Source organism: Mesorhizobium kowhaii, from assembly GCF_003253745.1.
GTDB classification, from domain to species: domain Bacteria; phylum Pseudomonadota; class Alphaproteobacteria; order Rhizobiales; family Rhizobiaceae; genus Mesorhizobium; species Mesorhizobium kowhaii.
Window position 1 is genome coordinate 1 of record NZ_MZXV01000016.1, and the last position, 15596, is coordinate 15596.

The 15596-nt window shown below is 55.9% G+C and carries 13 protein-coding genes and 1 pseudogene; 6 read left to right on the forward strand and 8 right to left on the reverse strand.

Features of this window, described 5'->3' with window-relative positions; translation table 11 throughout:
* From B5V02_RS08735 to B5V02_RS08745, 3 genes are all read left to right on the forward strand, one after another.
* On the forward strand, nt 1-1652 hold a 1652-nt coding region (locus B5V02_RS08735; RefSeq protein ID WP_111543839.1), incomplete at its 5' end, for a rhamnan synthesis F family protein.
* Between the two features lie 144 nt (nt 1653-1796).
* The gene (locus B5V02_RS08740) at nt 1797-2336 is read left to right on the forward strand and encodes a class I SAM-dependent methyltransferase (protein WP_245445800.1); all 540 of its coding nucleotides are present in this window, start codon (nt 1797-1799) and stop codon (nt 2334-2336) included.
* Between the two features lie 457 nt (nt 2337-2793).
* Nucleotides 2794-3231 (forward strand): VOC family protein, encoded by a 438-nt coding sequence (locus B5V02_RS08745; protein WP_111543840.1) that lies wholly within the window; start codon nt 2794-2796, stop codon nt 3229-3231.
* A 72-nt stretch (nt 3232-3303) separates the two neighbouring features.
* Here the strand turns inward: B5V02_RS08745 and B5V02_RS08750 are convergent.
* From B5V02_RS08750 to B5V02_RS08775, 6 genes and pseudogenes are all read right to left on the reverse strand, one after another.
* A pseudogene (locus B5V02_RS08750) lies at nt 3304-3526 on the reverse strand (transposase); the annotation flags it as partial.
* Nucleotides 3527-3700: 174 nt separating this feature from the next.
* Entirely contained in the window at nt 3701-4246 is a 546-nt protein-coding gene (locus tag B5V02_RS08755) for a class I SAM-dependent methyltransferase (protein ID WP_208647060.1), read from the reverse strand.
* A 264-nt stretch (nt 4247-4510) separates the two neighbouring features.
* On the reverse strand, nt 4511-6109 hold the full coding sequence (locus B5V02_RS08760) for a rhamnan synthesis F family protein (RefSeq protein ID WP_111543842.1): 1599 nt from the start codon (nt 6107-6109) through the stop codon (nt 4511-4513).
* Complete coding sequence (locus B5V02_RS08765; RefSeq protein WP_208647061.1) at nt 6109-7509, reverse strand: glycosyltransferase WbsX family protein; 1401 nt, start codon at nt 7507-7509, stop codon at nt 6109-6111. The genes B5V02_RS08760 and B5V02_RS08765 overlap by 1 nt, the downstream gene beginning before the upstream one ends.
* 99 nt (nt 7510-7608) lie before the next feature.
* Nucleotides 7609-8310: an ABC transporter ATP-binding protein gene (locus B5V02_RS08770; RefSeq protein ID WP_111543843.1), complete on the reverse strand. Its 702-nt coding sequence runs from the start codon at nt 8308-8310 to the stop codon at nt 7609-7611.
* A gap of 5 nt (nt 8311-8315) precedes the next feature.
* Nucleotides 8316-9107 carry an ABC transporter permease gene (locus B5V02_RS08775; RefSeq protein WP_111543844.1) on the reverse strand — a complete coding sequence of 264 codons (792 nt, stop codon included), beginning with the start codon at nt 9105-9107 and terminating at the stop codon, nt 8316-8318.
* A 339-nt stretch (nt 9108-9446) separates the two neighbouring features.
* Between B5V02_RS08775 and B5V02_RS08780 the strand changes: the two genes are divergently transcribed.
* From B5V02_RS08780 to B5V02_RS08790, 3 genes are all read left to right on the forward strand, one after another.
* Complete coding sequence (locus tag B5V02_RS08780; protein WP_167458426.1) at nt 9447-11435, forward strand: UDP-N-acetylglucosamine 4,6-dehydratase; 1989 nt, start codon at nt 9447-9449, stop codon at nt 11433-11435.
* Between the two features lie 181 nt (nt 11436-11616).
* The gene (locus B5V02_RS08785) at nt 11617-12549 is read left to right on the forward strand and encodes a glycosyltransferase family 2 protein (RefSeq protein ID WP_111543872.1); all 933 of its coding nucleotides are present in this window, start codon (nt 11617-11619) and stop codon (nt 12547-12549) included.
* A gap of 121 nt (nt 12550-12670) precedes the next feature.
* Entirely contained in the window at nt 12671-13210 is a 540-nt protein-coding gene (locus tag B5V02_RS08790) for a sugar transferase (RefSeq protein ID WP_111543846.1), read from the forward strand.
* Nucleotides 13211-13260: 50 nt separating this feature from the next.
* On the opposite strand, the gene B5V02_RS08795 is transcribed toward B5V02_RS08790, so the two are convergent.
* Together B5V02_RS08795 and B5V02_RS08800 are read right to left on the reverse strand one after the other, a co-directional pair.
* Entirely contained in the window at nt 13261-14208 is a 948-nt protein-coding gene (locus tag B5V02_RS08795) for an NAD-dependent epimerase/dehydratase family protein (RefSeq protein WP_111543847.1), read from the reverse strand.
* Nucleotides 14205-15554 (reverse strand): O-antigen ligase family protein, encoded by a 1350-nt coding sequence (locus tag B5V02_RS08800; RefSeq protein WP_111543848.1) that lies wholly within the window; start codon nt 15552-15554, stop codon nt 14205-14207. Before B5V02_RS08800 ends, B5V02_RS08795 begins: the two co-directional genes overlap by 4 nt.
* Nucleotides 15555-15596 lie beyond the last annotated feature (42 nt).

Genomic DNA, 15596 nt, shown 5'->3' on the forward strand with positions numbered 1-15596 from the left:
TTTTCCCCTTTTCGGAAATGTTTTCGGAAATGGAAGGACGGAATTCTGATTTCTGGGGCGCTTCTGCCCATCGGGAAATGACACCAAACCCATTTACCGGAACGGGTTATCTGCCTTGGCATCTCCAAACGTACTTCGTCGCTATCCGGAAAGATATGTTGAAGTCACGCGCCTTCAAAAGATACTGGGAGAATCTGCCGGATGTAAAAACTTACACCGATGCTGTTCTGCTTCACGAGTCACAGTTTACCAAGCATTTTACAGATCTAGGCTATTCGGCGGAAGCTTATGTTGATCCGGACGATTATGGCTCACACTACCCAGCGTTCATTAACGTGGACGAGACAATCATCAATCGCTTCCCTCTTCTAAAGCGACGTCTGTTTTTTCATGATCCGACTTTTTTGGAGCATAACCCGGTCGATTTGCCGCGCGCTTTGCGGATACTTAAAGAGACATCCGACTACGACGTCAATTTGATTTGGCGCAATGTTTTACGCACTTCGGAGTTGAGGAATCTCAACACCAATGCGGCGCTGATGAGTGTCCTGCCCGACATACGGACCAAAGACGATGATGCCGCTGCCGACTATGGCAAGGTGGCCGTCTGCGCGCATATTTACTACACCGATATGCTTGACGAGATGCTGGATCTGACCGGGAACATCCCGGTTCCCTATGATTTCATTGCCACCACGAACACTCCGGAAAAAAAGGCTGAGATTGAAGCAATCTTGGCAAAGCGCCCTGGCGTGAAGAAGGTCATCGTCCGCGTTGTCGAACAGAACCGCGGTCGTGATATGTCGTCGCTTTTCATCTCCTTCCGCGATCTGTTCATTGACGATCGCTACGACCTCGTCTGCCGTTTGCATACAAAGAAATCGCCTCAAGTGCAGGCGTCGAGGGGCAACCTGTTCAAGCGGCATGTGCTCGACAATTTGCTCAATACAAGCGGCTACGTGCACAACGTGTTGGACATGTTTCACGACAACCCGTCGATCGGGGTCGCCGTTCCGCCGATGATTCATATTTCGTATCCGACCATGGGGCATGTTTGGTTCGCCAACAGGCCCAAGGTTGAGGAAACCGCACGCCTGTTGAAGATCGACGTCAAGTTCGATGACACCACTCCGGTGGCTGCCTATGGCACCATGTTCTGGTTCCGCCCGCGCGCCTTGCGCAAATTGTTCGAACACAAGTGGAAATGGGAAGACTTCAATGCCGAACCGCATCATGTCGACGGCGGTCTGGCTCATGCGCTGGAGCGGTTGATCGCCTATACGGCCCAGGATGCGGGTTACACAACGCAGCACATTGTGTGCGCGCATCAGGCGGCGCACAACTACGCCATGCTCGAGTTCAAGATGCAAAAGCTTGTCGGCGCGTTGCCGTTTAACGACTTTCAGCGGCACTATGAGCTGTTGTCTGCGTGGAAGAACGCCGGTTATCCCTTGGGAGCGTCAGCGATGCAGATGCCAGCGATGCAGACGCCTGCGACGCTGACGTCGGTGAAGAGCTCTCTGGCTGAACTCAGTTTTGCCATCAAAAGCTCTCTCAAGTTCAGAGCGCCTATGCTGTTCAAAATTCTAAGGCCGATCTACCGCGGCATAAGGGCGGTCATAAAACCAAATTCTCGGCGCAATGGCGGATAGCGGGAAAGATTCGCGCTTTTCCCTGGAATCATCCGCCCCAGGCGCCAATCCACTCATCCATCGGTGGAATTTCAGCCTCGAGCGCGGCCGCTACGGCAAATCCCAAGCGTGCCACATGAAGCCGAACTAACCGAGGAATTCAACATGGACGCCGCTCCGCCAGAGTTCAACCGAAACGATCTCGCTTCCCTTGTTGGTCACAAATCAACCCTTGAGGTGGGGCCCTTCACGAATCCAACCCTGCGCGGTCCAAATGTAAAATACTTCGAAGTCATGGACAAAAAGGGACTGATCAAGCGGGCGGATGCGATCGGCTATGTTTACTCCAGCCCCGTCGATATCCACTATGTCTCCGGCACTGGCGACTTGAGCATCGTAGACGAGACGTTTGATTGTTGCCTGAGCAGTCACTGTATCGAGCATCAACCAGACCTGATCCGCCATCTGAACCAGGTCGCGAGGATTCTTGTGCCGACGGGCAGATACCTCCTGATTATCCCGGACAAGCGCTACTGTTTCGACCATTTCATTCCAGAGAGTTCAATTGCAGATTTCATCAACGCTCGGGGCAACAGGGTTCACAGCGCAAAGAGCGTTATCGAACACATAGCTCTAACCACGCATAATGACCCGGCTCGCCATTGGATCGGAGATCACGGGTACCAAAATTTCGGCATGACCTGACGACTGTTTCCTCGGCCATGAGCGCATATGACAATTCCGGCGGGGCCTATATCGATGTTCACGCATGGCAATTTACACCCCAAAGTTTCCGCTCGGGAATAGAGGCACTTTCCAATCTTGGTCTCATTGAGCTGGAAGTCGAGCGTGTCTATTCCACGCCGCACAACACCTTTGAATTCTGCGCAATATTGAAGCGACGGTTGGGGCCGAAAACTGACTAGATGTACGCTGTCCGCTGATAATCATAGTACCCGCAGTGTTGATGGCGGCGCCGGCCTTCGTACACGTTTGCGCCAGCAATGGCTCGATTAGCGACCACTCAAAATCCGTCAGATCAAACCGGTGACGCATCACAAGGCTCCGTTCCAGAGCCCTGAATCAACCATTTGCTCAGCTGGCAAGCTGTCTCATGAGTTTACGGCCTAGACGACACCTGTAGATTGGGTAGGTTGGACACATGGCGCTCAAACGGATGGACAACGTAGGAATCGTCGTCGATGACCTCGGAGGGACGATTGATTTCTTTCGCGAGCTGGGCCTTGAGCTCGAAGGGCGGGCCACGATCGAAGGAGAATGGGCCGGACGTGTCACTGGACTGGGCGATCAGCGCGTCGAGATTGCCATAATGCGCACGCCGGACGGCCACGGCCGGCTCGAGCTATCCCGCTTCCTCACGCCGCCTGCCGTCGCGGATCACCGCAACGCCCCGGTTAACGCTCTAGGCTACCTCCGCGTCATGTTCGCCGTGGACGACATCGACGAGACGCTTGAAAGACTCCGCAATCGCGGCGCGCAGCTCGTAGGCGAAGTAGTCCAGTATAAAGACGTGTATCGGCTCTGCTACATCCGCGGGCCTGAAGGGCTTCTCATCGGACTCGCCCAAGAACTCAGCTGAGCGCAATACGACGACAATGACGAAGGGCGACCAATGTCAGCGAGCGTGTCTCACAAAGGGTCCGTTGTTAGACTAGGCCGTAGACTCATAAGCTTTTAATCCAGATACGAGTAGCGAAGAGCTTGATGGGGGCAAGGAAATTGTCGGCGCGTTTGTCGTATCGGGTAGCTAAGCCTCTCGCGCTCTTGAGTTTTCCAAAGAAGCCTTCGACCAGGTTGCGCTAGCGATAGAGGAAGGTGCTGAAGGGGAAGCTGCGTTTGCGGTTTGCCTTTGCCGGGATATTGGCGAAGGCGCCGGACGCTTACGTTCAGATCGCCTATCCTGTTCAAAATACTCAGGCCGATCTATCGCGGCATAAGGGCGATCTTAAACCAAATTCCCGGCGTGATGGCGGATAGCGGAAAAGGCGCACACATTGACCTGACTTGAGCCCGAAGTTTCCTCCGAAAAATGGGAGGAAACTGGGATCTCAGGTCAGTTTTCTGCAGATGTAAACCTCCGTAAAATCGCCAATGATCCCAAAGTGGTGATCATGGAAACGGCGAACTTCCACGTCCATTGCAGACCAGGAATAAATCCGTTCGGGAAGGTCGTAGCCATAGTGGAAGGTCACCAAAGATCCTGAGTCACTGATCGGATTGCCATGATACTCAGGCTCAGGCACCAAGTGGTCGATCGAGCCATCAGGTTTGTAGAGTGCCCGGCGTTCGCTATCGGTCTTGCCTTTGTATGTTGGAACCGTGAAGACGTATGCTCCGCCTGGCTTCAGCGTACGCGCCACCTCTTTCAACACGGATTCGGGCTGGTTCACGTGCTCCATCACGTCCAAAGTAATAACCAAATCGAACCGCTGATCATCGAAGGTCTGCGCCTCCAGGTTCTCGTTTCGAAACCCGCTTACAATCGACCCCAAGCGCATTTCCGGAAAGAACTGAGTGGCAATGTAATCGGTGCACTGCCGGCTGAGCTTTCGCGAAATGCCACGATCCGACGGCGACGACTCATGAATTGACATCCTCCGCCAAGCCGCAAAGCTCTCGGAGAGCACGTGTGCTATCGCTCTTTCACGAGGTATCGAACCGCAGCCCGAACAGACCAGAAAATCTCGGTACCAGGTACTTGCCGAGCGAAACTCGACATCCTGTTCACATACAGGGCAACGACCGGCGTGGCGGTATACTGGATCAATCATACCCCCATCTTTTACAACCCCTACATCCCTTAGGCGTCGGACGACTTTCCGGACAGATTGTAGCAAGCCGGATCTCATCTCGCGCGGCTACAAAACTGGCACATTATTCTTCTCCGTCTCGGTAAGATGAATTTCATTACCTTTCAGCGCGGCGCTGGTCGTGCGGTAACCAGCCTTGCGCGCTATCGTGCAAAACACCCGTTCCACGGCATGTGCAAGGGTACCGTCTTGAATTCCGTTTTCTGGTTCGAATCTCAGCTTTTCCCCATCAATCCTCTGAAGAGAACGCAAAGCGCTTGGGTGGAACCAAAACATGGAACCAGCAAAAAAACCAAGCTCAAGTTCATCTCCAGCGCTATGCACATCCATCGCCGTAAGGAGATCACGCACAGCGTCACGATTTGCGCCCCAATATTTTTCGTTGGTGAGATAATAATCGTGGGGCCCCACAATCCCGACCTTCCCCGATCGCAATAAATCAATTGCCCTTAGCACGATCAGGGAATCACCGACCAAGCTTCGATAGAGACGATCACGCCATTCGTCGCCTCTGTCGCTGTAACTGCTCTTCTTGGAGTGAATTTTAAGGATCGCGTCATATCCATCCAAGTCTCCTGAACGATAAAGTGAGACGAACGGGCCGATATCTCTTCCGCGATTTTCTGTTAGATATACTGATACGCTGGCACCAACCTCAGCAAACCGATCTATGATGGGTGCGACATCCCCCTCGAATGGGGTCGTGACAAATACGTCAAATGGTACAATTATATTCTCAAGATAATCGCAAATTTCATCGATCATCTCAATATAATACAAATGAACAACGACCGCTGTTAACACTCCACTTCGATGCGGCAATCTCCAGCGCGCCGTCTTCATCGTTGAAAGAGGCAGCTTCTCCGGTCTTTTCAGAGTGAACAGGTTATCGTCGCCAACCTGGTAATGCCCTCTGGCTCGCTCCACCATTTCATCGACCTGCTTCAGCCTCTCCTCGGTCGCGGAATCGCGAATGCCCTGAACATCTATCCCATGCGGGTTGTCCCTCAAGACCTCCATCTTCACATAACCGAACTGTTGCGCAATCGGGCCGGCAGATATGTGGGACCAATTCACCGCAGCCTTCGATGCCGGTGATAGAAGCGTCGCGACTTTAACCCGGTTTTTCACCAACGCAGATGAAAGCCCTATCTCGTAACTTAAAATCATCTCCATTTTTGTATTCATGGGGGAGATGTTTCTAAAGAATTGCTGAAACCACTCGGATAAAAATACACCTCTACCCAATACCATCATATAAGACTGAATATGCCACCCAAATTGGCGCGAGCTCGTTGCTCCGACTGCGTTATACGAGTCACACAGCCTTATCATATTTCGAAGCGCGTCAGAAAGTCGATGTGCATCTAGCAGGACGACGCTCGAGTTTATCAGGGCGATATGCTCCAAATCATTGGAGATAAGAGCGCGTTCTACGCCAACTCTATAGCTGTAGAAATCATACCCAATATTCGGTCTCTTGATTACTTCAATCTCTTCAATAGGTGGCAAGTTACCAATTTCGCTTGTGGTAACCAACACTACCCTATCAAAGACACTCCGAAGGCATGCAAGAAAATCGCAGAAATTACTCTCAATTCTGTCGTTGGGGTCAAAATGCGCTACAATTGCAACGTCAATTGCCACTATCTGCCTCTCAACCGCAATGATGCCACGTAGACAAATTTGGCAATCTTGAGCATCAGTGGTCGGCTACGAAGCGCGAAGGCGATTTTTTGAGAAAAAGAGCTTGGGGTATATAAAGTGAGTTTGGCACGTCGCTTCGCTGGAGATGCCTTCCCACTTGCTGGATCCGAACCTTCTTCATGCGTCAATGCATCGAAGAGCTGCTTCCGGGCGCCATCAATCCCGCTCTCCTCATCCGCTCCCTTGCGATAAAAAGAAGATTTCAGCGTCTGCTCCAAATATGAGAGGCCGTTTTTTTGGTCGGGTTCAAGGTAGCAACCTTCGCCCCATTCGTTCCATGCGTTGACAAAGATAAGTCTCCCGGATTCCTCCGGCGATTCAGAGCGAACATATGCCCGCAGATACCTGAGCCACGCGCCATACAGGCGTGGGCTGGAATTCAAAACGATTACGGGGGTGTCTTGCCGTCGGGGCGTGTTGTCCCAGGATGGTATGATGCCCCTGAATAATTTGAAGCGCGGCACATCACGGAGTGCACTTTGCAATACAACCCTTTGGTAGTCTATTATGCCGCCTTTAAAATCCGAATTTGTTATCTTGGGGATTACATCGGGCCTGCTTTGAGGGCCATTGAACTTGTGTGGAGGAAACTCCACGAGAGAGTTTGCCCCGACCTCATTTGGGTGTGAAATATCGTAAAAATCCACAACGGCAATGTGCAATCCAGGGAATCCGAGTTGTTGGGCCCGCTTTCTCCAGATAGCGAACCACTTTCCCGCGTTAGGTATTGCCTTGGCGCGATAGACCAGAAGCAATGGTTCGCCTGAAATTTTAATGTACCGTTCGTCGCCCAAGGCGTCGGCTATCGAATCAAAGAACGCTTCGGCATCTCCGTCAGCATATTCCTGAGCCAACAGGACGCTCTTTGTGTCTCCATCCCACGTCCGCGTCCAATTTTCGTTTGCCCAACAGAGACAGAAGTCCATACTTATGTCGGACTTTAAAAAATTATCTACTGGAGTAGATAATATTCGTCGACCGCTAAACCAATAATGATAAAAGCAAAACCCGCCTATTCCATATATTCTCGCAAGATCAGCTTGCTCGCGCATTGTTTCAACGTTTCCGAGATCGTAATATCCCAGATCGCGAGGAATATTGGGTTGGACATGCCCTTCGAAATTCGGCTTTGCCCTTGATACGTTGTTCCACTCGGTGAATCCGGGTCCCCACCACTCTGAGTTTTCAGCTACTCTATGAAACTGCGGCAAGTAAAATGCAATTAATTTTGATTGATCTTTTTCTACATCGAAGTAATTTGAAGGATGTTCATCCGCCAATTCGGATAGAGCCTCAAAAGAGGGGCTGTGTATATCCATTTTATCATCCGAATTCGGCATTATTTTTCTGCGACCGAAATTCCATCTATGCTTTCAGTGTCAGGTGACACGCTCGCACTTTAGATACGGTCGGCGACTCCACGTACTGTCAGCGGCGCCTCAAGTCAGCGACTCCACCCGGCCGTTTTTAAGCACCATTCTCTTCGTGCAAACGCGCTGGATGAGCGTATCGTCGTGGCTGGCCAGCACGATGATGCCGGCCTTTTCTGCCAGTTCGTCCATCCGTCGTTTGGCTTTTTCCTGGAATGACGCGTCGCCGGCGCCGATCCACTCGTCCATCAGCAGAATTTCAGGCTCAAGCGCGGTCGCTGCCGCAAATGCCAAACGTGCCGCCATACCTTGGCTGTACGCCTTGAATGGCAGGTCGATGAAGTCGCCCAGTTCGCTGAAATCGATTATTTCTTCCATCTTCTCTTCGATCTCGGCCGCCGTCCAGCCGCTGATCAACCCCCTCAGCACGATGTTTCTGCGCCCGGTGGCCTCGGGACGAAACCCTATGCTGATGTTGAACAAGGCATCGACCTTGCCCGCGATCGATATCGTACCAGCCGATGGCTGGTAGATTCCGTAGAGAACCTTGAGCAGGGTGGTCTTGCCTGAGCCATTCGGGCCGACAAGCCCCAACCGGTCGCCCGCCTTGAGCTCGAAGCTGACATCGTCGAGTGCCTGCACGACCTGCTTGGTGCCGGAGCTCGCTATGTTGCCGCCGAGTGCGCTTCGACGCCGGCCAGGCGCCGAAAGCGTCAACTTCTCGAACAGGCGATAAACGAGGCTGACATTGTTCAGTTTGATGGCGGTCATGGAACTCAGATCAGGAAAACGATGCGCTTGCGATAAAGGCCCAGCAGCAGCAATGCAAGCGCCCAGAGGCCGAGGCAGAAATAGCCTGTCACCGCCAGCGCGTGCATCGGAAATGTGCCTGCGGTGATGGGCTCGCGCACGCTCTCCAGGAAATAGGTGAACGGGTTCCAATGATAGGCATATTTCTGAACGCCCTCTTGCCCGCTATAGACCCAAAAGACCGGCGTAAAGAACATGCCCACCCGCATCATGTTGCCGACGATGAATTCGCTATCGGGAAAGAAAGCGCCCAGGAAAGCAAAAACCACGACAAATGCAGGAGTAGCCAAGATGATGAGCAGCAGGCCCGGCACCGAAAACAGCCAGTTCATGTTGGTGCCGTAGCCGCTTAGCAACAGGATGAGAACGCAACCCGCCATCGAATAAGCAGCTCGAATGACGCATTGCATCGTCAACCGCATCACATAGACGAACAACGGCAGCGTCGTGCCTTGAATGAAGCTCGCTTCGCGCTGGAACAGCGACACGCTCACGCTGATGGTCTCGTTGAGATAGAACCACACCAGCATGCCGATGGCTACATAGGCTATATAGCTTGGGTTGATGGCGTCTTTGGTCACGAAAACAAAGACAAATGTGCCGACGAAAGCAAAATAATTGACCAGCATCCAAAGCGGTCCCAGGGTCGTGCGTCTGTGCTGGTCGCCGATATCCTCATGGGCAAGCGCGATCCAGACCCGGTGCAACCGTATGGCCTTGGAGATATCGTCAAAAGCGCCGCTTAGTGCCGCAATCATAGTTGGGAGTATCGCAATCTGTTTTTTTCCAGCGCTTGGTTTTTCCGGCGCTTCATCTCTTCAAGGCCCATGACGAACCACCATGGACCTCTTAATAGCCATTGCGACGTGCTTATGGCAACGCACTGCGTTTTAATGTCGCGAGTTGGGCGTCGGGTCCGATCCCTTGCCCTCGCGCTCCCTTGAAAAAACATCTGGCTATGACTTCGAGCCCGCAGTATGCGATACAACAGGGCGGGCTAGGGATAGCACTTTGAAAGAGTGATCTGCCACGAAGCATATTCGTGTTCGCACCTTGGTGATGTTCCTGTCCGCGAGCCTGGAGTCTAGTGCCGTCCAATGAATTCTTACCTCGAAGCTGTATTCGGACTCAGGCCGGAAATGCGGCGCGCCTTCATCATGGTCCAGGACGTGGTCATGGTCCTGGTCGCCGTGGCACTCAGCCTTGTGCTTTCGCGGTCGAATCTTTCGTTCGATCCGCTCTCCAACCAGGGTTTGGCAACCTGGGCGGGCATTGTTGTCATCAGCCATTTCCTGTTCAGATATTGTGGTCTCTACAAGACTGTCTGGCGCTTCGCCTCGACGCCCGACTTTTTCAATATCCTGAAGAGCTGCGCGATTTTGACGTTGGCTCTGTACGCCGCTTCGATGCTGGTTCGTTCTTTCCAGCCTGTGCAGGGGCTCAACGAGCGTCAGTTCATCGTCTTCTTCCTCGTCTCCTTCACGATCATATCGGCGCCCCGGCTGTTCTACCGCTTCCTGCGTGACGGCGCGAGCTGGGGCATTCTGAGCACCAAGACCGACAAGACGCAGGCCAAGCAGGCGTTGTTCGTTGGCCGGCTCGGCGAAGCCGACCTGATCATTCGCTTCACGCGCACGGCCGAGCCGGCCGACTATTCCATCGCCGGGATCATGGCGACCGAGCGCGGCGTGCCATTGGGCACGCGGATTCAAAGTGTTCCCGTGGTTGCGACCCGGCCGCGTCTGATCGAGGTCCTGGAGGACTATGCGACCGGCACCGAAAGCCTGGATTTGCTGATTTTCGGCAGCGGCGCCGAGCACGAGATCGAGGAGTATTCGGAACTCGTCCGCGTCGCCCGGCACGGCGACATAACGGTCGTGCAGTTTTCCGGTCTTTCGGAACTGGAACAGCACGGAAAGCTGGTTCTCGACGCCGTCGAGATGGAAACGATCCTGCGCCGCCCGACAGTGCCTTCCGATGTCGAGCGTATCGGTGCCTTTGTTGGCGGCAAGCGTGTTCTGGTGACGGGTGGTGCCGGGTCGATCGGCCGAACGTTGGTCAAACGGTCGTTGGAGCTGGGGGCGGAGGCGGTGCTCGTCGCCGACAACTCCGAGTTCGGCATCTTCCAGTTGAGCCAGTACATTGACGAGAAGGACCACGACCGTCTCAAGGTCCGTATCGTCGATGTCGCGGACCGGCGCCAGATCACGCGTGTGGTCACGGAATTCAGACCGGACATCGTCTTTCATGCCGCGGCGCTCAAGCATGTTCCGCTGCTCGAGGAAAACTGGGATTCGGCCATCCAGACCAATGTCTTCGGCACGCTTGTCTGTGCCGAAGTCGCCGCCAAATGCGGGGTTGCGCAGTTTGTCCTGATATCGAGCGACAAGGCGGTGGATCCCTCATCGGTGCTCGGCGTGACAAAACGGGCTGCCGAACAGATCATCAGCGCCTTGCATGGGCCCCCCGCGAGCGAGCCGGGCGCGCGTCGATCGGTCACCAAGTTCGTAGCCGTTCGCTTCGGCAATGTCTTTGGCAGCAACGGTTCGGTGGCGACCATATTCCAGGCGCAGATCGAGGCCGGAGGGCCTGTCACCATCACGGACCGGCGCATGACACGCTATTTCATGACCGTGGCCGAGGCCGTCGATCTGGTCATCATGTCGGCGGCCGATGCCGCATCGCGGCAGAGCAGGGAAGATTATGCCGTCTATATGCTCGACATGGGCAAGCCGGTGCCGATCCTTGAAGTCGCCGAAACAATGATCCGCCTGGCCGGAAAGAGCCCATACACGGACATTCCAATCCGGTTCACCGGCATAAGGCCGGGCGAGAAACTCCACGAAACGCTGCATGGCGAAGATGAGGAACTCGTCGAACTCGGCATTTCGAAGATCTTTGGCCTGAGCACGGATGTCGTGGAATGGTCGGATGTCCAGGCCGCGCTCACGGCGCTGCAGCAGTCGGTGAAGAACCAGGACAAGGATGCCGCGCTCGCCGTGCTGGCAGGCCTCGACCACGCCAAGAAGGCCAGGGGCAGCATTCATCAGGACGTGATCCCGAAAACCGCCCGGCAGGCGACCTAAACCCAATCCAGAAAGCGATCTGGATCGTGGATCGGACAAACCTAGAGCAATTCCAGGAAAAGTGTGAAACGGTTTTCCGTCCGGAAGTGCGTCAAAACAAAGAGATAGAGCGGTTCTGCGTTTCCGTGAAACGATGAACCGCTCTAGCCATTCCCAGGCATTTGCAGGGTGTTTGAAGCTTGTGAGCAAAGAAGATCCGCGCATCGCAGTCCTGATGGGCACGAAAGACGGCGCCGCCTTCATCGATGAGCAACTGCGATCCCTGCTCGCGCAGTCGCACCCTCTGGTCGACCTGTGGATCTCCGACGATGGCTCCATCGATGGCACGATCGCCATCATCGAGGCATGGAAGTCCCGCTGGCCCAAGGGTCGAATGACCCTGGTGGAGGGGCCGCGGCAGGGGTTCGCCGGCAATTTCCGGTCGATGATCCTTGATCGACGTATCGATGCGGACTGCTATGCCTTCTGCGACCAGGACGATATCTGGGAGTCCGACCGGCTGGAGAGCGCTATCAGCTGGATGCAGGCCTATGACGCAAAAACCCCGCTGATGTTTTGCTCGCGAACCGCGACCATGACGGAAACGGGAAGCCTTGTCGGCCATTCGCCGCTGTTTCGCCGGCCGCCATCCTTTCGCAACGCACTTGTGCAAAGCATCGCCGGCGGCAACACCATCCTGCTCAACGCCGCGGCCCGCGACCTGCTGGCCAGGGCCTCCGCGCAGACCGGGTTCGTCAGCCACGACTGGTGGGCCTATCTCATCGTGACCGCCGCCGGCGGCATCGTCCGCTACGATCCGCGGCCGCTGGTGCGCTACCGGCAGCATGCCGCAAACCTGGTTGGCGCCAACGTGTCGTGGAGAGCAAGGGTTTCCCGGGTTGGCCGCCTGTTCAAGGGCGAGTTTGCCGGCTGGACGGATCGCAATCTTGAGGGCCTTGCCGTCAATCGCGACCTCCTGACCGAGGATGCAGCGGCGTGCCTCGACCTGTTCACAAACGGGCGGCAGGGCAATCTTTTCCAGCGTTTGGGCGGCCTGCGCAAAAGCGGTGTCTATCGGCAGACTCTTTCCGGCACCCTGGGGCTCTATCTCGCATTCATCCTGGGTCGCATCTGAGCATCGAACGGCTGCATGGTGTGCTTGGCCAACAGATGACCTCATGCTACGTCGACCGTATTGACGGGCTTCGTCTGCGGCGTTGCCTCGGGGCTTTGGCAGGGAGCACTATCGGCCGTTCATGAACGCAACCAAGCAAATCTTCGATCTTGCCGGTGCGGCTCTGCTGCTGGTGGTCACATCTCCTGTCCTGGTGCTCGCCTTCCTTGCCGTTCGGGCATCATCGCCCGGTCCGGCCATTTTTTCGCAGACGCGGGTCGGCCGCGATGGCCTGCTTTTTCGCTGTCACAAATTGCGGACAATGTATGTCGGAACGCCGTCATTGCCCTCGCACGAGGCGCCCGCGAATTCCGTGACCTCGGTTGGCAAGGTCCTGCGGAAATTCAAGCTCGACGAGCTGCCGCAGTTCTGGAACGTGCTGAAGGGCGAGATGAGCCTGGTCGGGCCGCGTCCCTGTCTGCCGACTCAAACGGAATTGATCGAGTGTCGCAGGCGGCTGGGGGTTCTGGCGGCACTTCCGGGCATAACCGGTCTGGCCCAGATCAGGGGCATCGACATGTCGAACCCGGAGCTTTTGGCCAAAACGGATGCCGCCTATCTCAGGACAGCATCGTTCTGGCTCGACCTTCGGATCCTGTTTGGAACGCTCTATCGAAGCTGAGCAGACCATGATCCCAAAAACTGGAAGCCGGTTTTTGGAAAAGATCACGGTCAAACAGGAAGTCGAGGTTCACCGAGCCGCGCCAGTTCGGCCAGCCGCTCCAGCGTACCGGTTTCCGGTGCCCACCCCTGCGATATCAGCAGCGAAGGGTCGCATATCTGCGTCGCGGTCATGCTGTCCCAAAACGCCCGCTTGCCCAGCACGGCGGCGGCCGGCCGCATCAGGCCGGCCGGCACGGCGATCAGGCGCATCGGCCGTCCGAAACCGCTGCGAAAGGCGGCGATGACGGCCGCGACGGCGACCGACGGTACATCGGCGCCAATATAGATCGGGCGAAGTGACCCCGAATGGCTCAGCAGGTGCGACACCGCTCGCGCCGCAGCCTCGGAGGACATCAGCGAGCGGATTCCCGTCAAGGCGCCCGTCGGCAGCGGTAGCGCCGTATCAGCCAGGCGCATCAGCGTCGCCAGGTTTCCCTTCATGCCGCTCCCATAGACCGGAGGCAGGCGCAACACGGCGGCATCGGAACGGCCGTGCGACGCATAGGCGCCGAGAACCTTGATTTCGCCTTCGCGCTTCGAGCGCCCGTATACGCATTGCGGGGCAGCAAGCGTGTTCTCGTCGATCGTTGCGCTGACGCGAGCGCCGATCACGGCCCGGATCGAGGAGAGGTGGATGAAACGTCCGCTTGCCTGCGCGGCCGCGGCATCCGCCAGCCGCGCGCTCAATTCCACATTGGCCGCCCGATAATCGGCCTCGGTGGCGTCGCCCTGATCATTGTTGAGGCCGGCACAATGGACGACATGGGTCACATCCCTGGTGAGTGCCAGGAAGGCCGCGGCAGGCGCATCGAAACCTGGCATCAGCACAGCCTCGCTTCCCGAACCCAGCGTCTCCGGGTGACGTGAGGCGAGGCGAAGCTCGGCGCCGGCCTCGCGAAGGTGGTGCACGACAAGACGTCCGATGAAACCCGTCGCACCTGTCACCAAGACTTTCATTGCCTTGCTCGCAACAGCTCTTGGGTGGCCGGTGGAAGCGCCTGCTCTTCCACTGGTGGAAGTGCCTGCTCTCCCATCACTGGTGGAAGTGCTTGCTCTCCCGTCAACGGAGCCTGACGTCCGCAGGCAAGATATGTCCCGCACACCATGAAGACCATCAGCACCGAGTCCAGAATGTCATGGCCGATCAGGATGCCCGTCATCCCGGCTGTGAGATAGGTGATCACGACGATGACAATCATGGCCGCGCCGAACCGCTCGACCGGATCGCTGCTGTTTCGCAAGACCCAGGCGGCATTTCCAGCGGCAACGACAAAGATCGCCGCCAGCGTCACGGCGCCCAGAATTCCTGCTTGCACCAAGGCGGTCAGGAAGCCGTTATGGAAATGGTTGAAGCCTGTGTCCATTGCGAACTGGTCATGAAAGCCCTGCTTGATCAAAAGCTGGCTCGCGCCCGCACCATGTCCGAACACCGGCATGTCATGGAATGCCCTGAGGCCGATCTCCCAAAGGGCAACGCGTATTCCCAACGAGGTGTCGTAGTTGTCGTGAGTCCCAAGCGCGTCCCAATCGGAGCGCAGAAAGTCGACGCGCCCGGATATCGCCTGGAAGCCGAAAGCAGCGATCACGATGCCGACTGCCGTCAGCAGCAGCAGCACGCGAACGGCATTCCTGCCTCTGAGCCTCTGGTGGTTGATCAGCAGAACAGCGATGCCGGCAATCAGCAGCGCCAGCCAGACAATACGCGAACCTGAATAGATGATGGCGATCGTCCCGGCCAGTGCGGCGTAGAAGAGGGGGTTCCGGGCTCGCTCTATGCCTGACAAGGCACCGGCCACGCAGACCACCACGGCAAGGCAGACGACGGTTGCGAAGACGATCGGATTGCCGGCCCCGCCCTCGGCCCTGACCCCAATCCAATATTGCTGGATGACGGCCATGAGCAGCGCGACAAAACAGGCGGCCATGCTGCTGAGCACGATGATGCGGGCAAGCGTGGCTTTCTGCGTGATGCTCCAGGTCGAATAGGAGATTGGGAAAAACAGGAAGGTGACGAGCGGGATGAGGTGTGGCGCATCTCTGACGAACGAGTTGTTGACGATGGAAGCCATGAGATTGGCCGCGCAATAGGCATAGATCGCGACCGTCAGCCAGGTCATCGGCCGGTCGATGTTGAAGCGCCTTTTCCCGGTGGCAATCAGCACGACGGACGCGAGGGCTCCGCCATTGAACACGAAACTGACCAACGATCCCAGAACCGGTGGAAAAAAGAAGCAAAGGATGGAGAAGTAGACATTCACCCGCGAGGCAGTGAATTGCTGTCTTATGGATGAAAACCGGTTCAATGCTCTAGGTCACAATTCTCTGGGAGCGATAGGTGTCATCGG

Coding starts and splice junctions, on each gene's coding strand:
- B5V02_RS08775 (WP_111543844.1), bottom strand. CDS start 9,107: ATGATTGCGGCACTAAGCGGCGCTTTTGACGATATCTCCAAGGCCATA.
- B5V02_RS08745 (WP_111543840.1), top strand. CDS start 2,794: ATGGCGCTCAAACGGATGGACAACGTAGGAATCGTCGTCGATGACCTC.
- B5V02_RS08740 (WP_245445800.1), top strand. CDS start 1,797: ATGGACGCCGCTCCGCCAGAGTTCAACCGAAACGATCTCGCTTCCCTT.
- B5V02_RS08765 (WP_208647061.1), bottom strand. CDS start 7,509: ATGCCGAATTCGGATGATAAAATGGATATACACAGCCCCTCTTTTGAG.
- B5V02_RS08790 (WP_111543846.1), top strand. CDS start 12,671: ATGAACGCAACCAAGCAAATCTTCGATCTTGCCGGTGCGGCTCTGCTG.
- B5V02_RS08780 (WP_167458426.1), top strand. CDS start 9,447: ATGAATTCTTACCTCGAAGCTGTATTCGGACTCAGGCCGGAAATGCGG.
- B5V02_RS08755 (WP_208647060.1), bottom strand. CDS start 4,246: ATGTCAATTCATGAGTCGTCGCCGTCGGATCGTGGCATTTCGCGAAAG.
- B5V02_RS08770 (WP_111543843.1), bottom strand. CDS start 8,310: ATGACCGCCATCAAACTGAACAATGTCAGCCTCGTTTATCGCCTGTTC.
- B5V02_RS08795 (WP_111543847.1), bottom strand. CDS start 14,208: ATGAAAGTCTTGGTGACAGGTGCGACGGGTTTCATCGGACGTCTTGTC.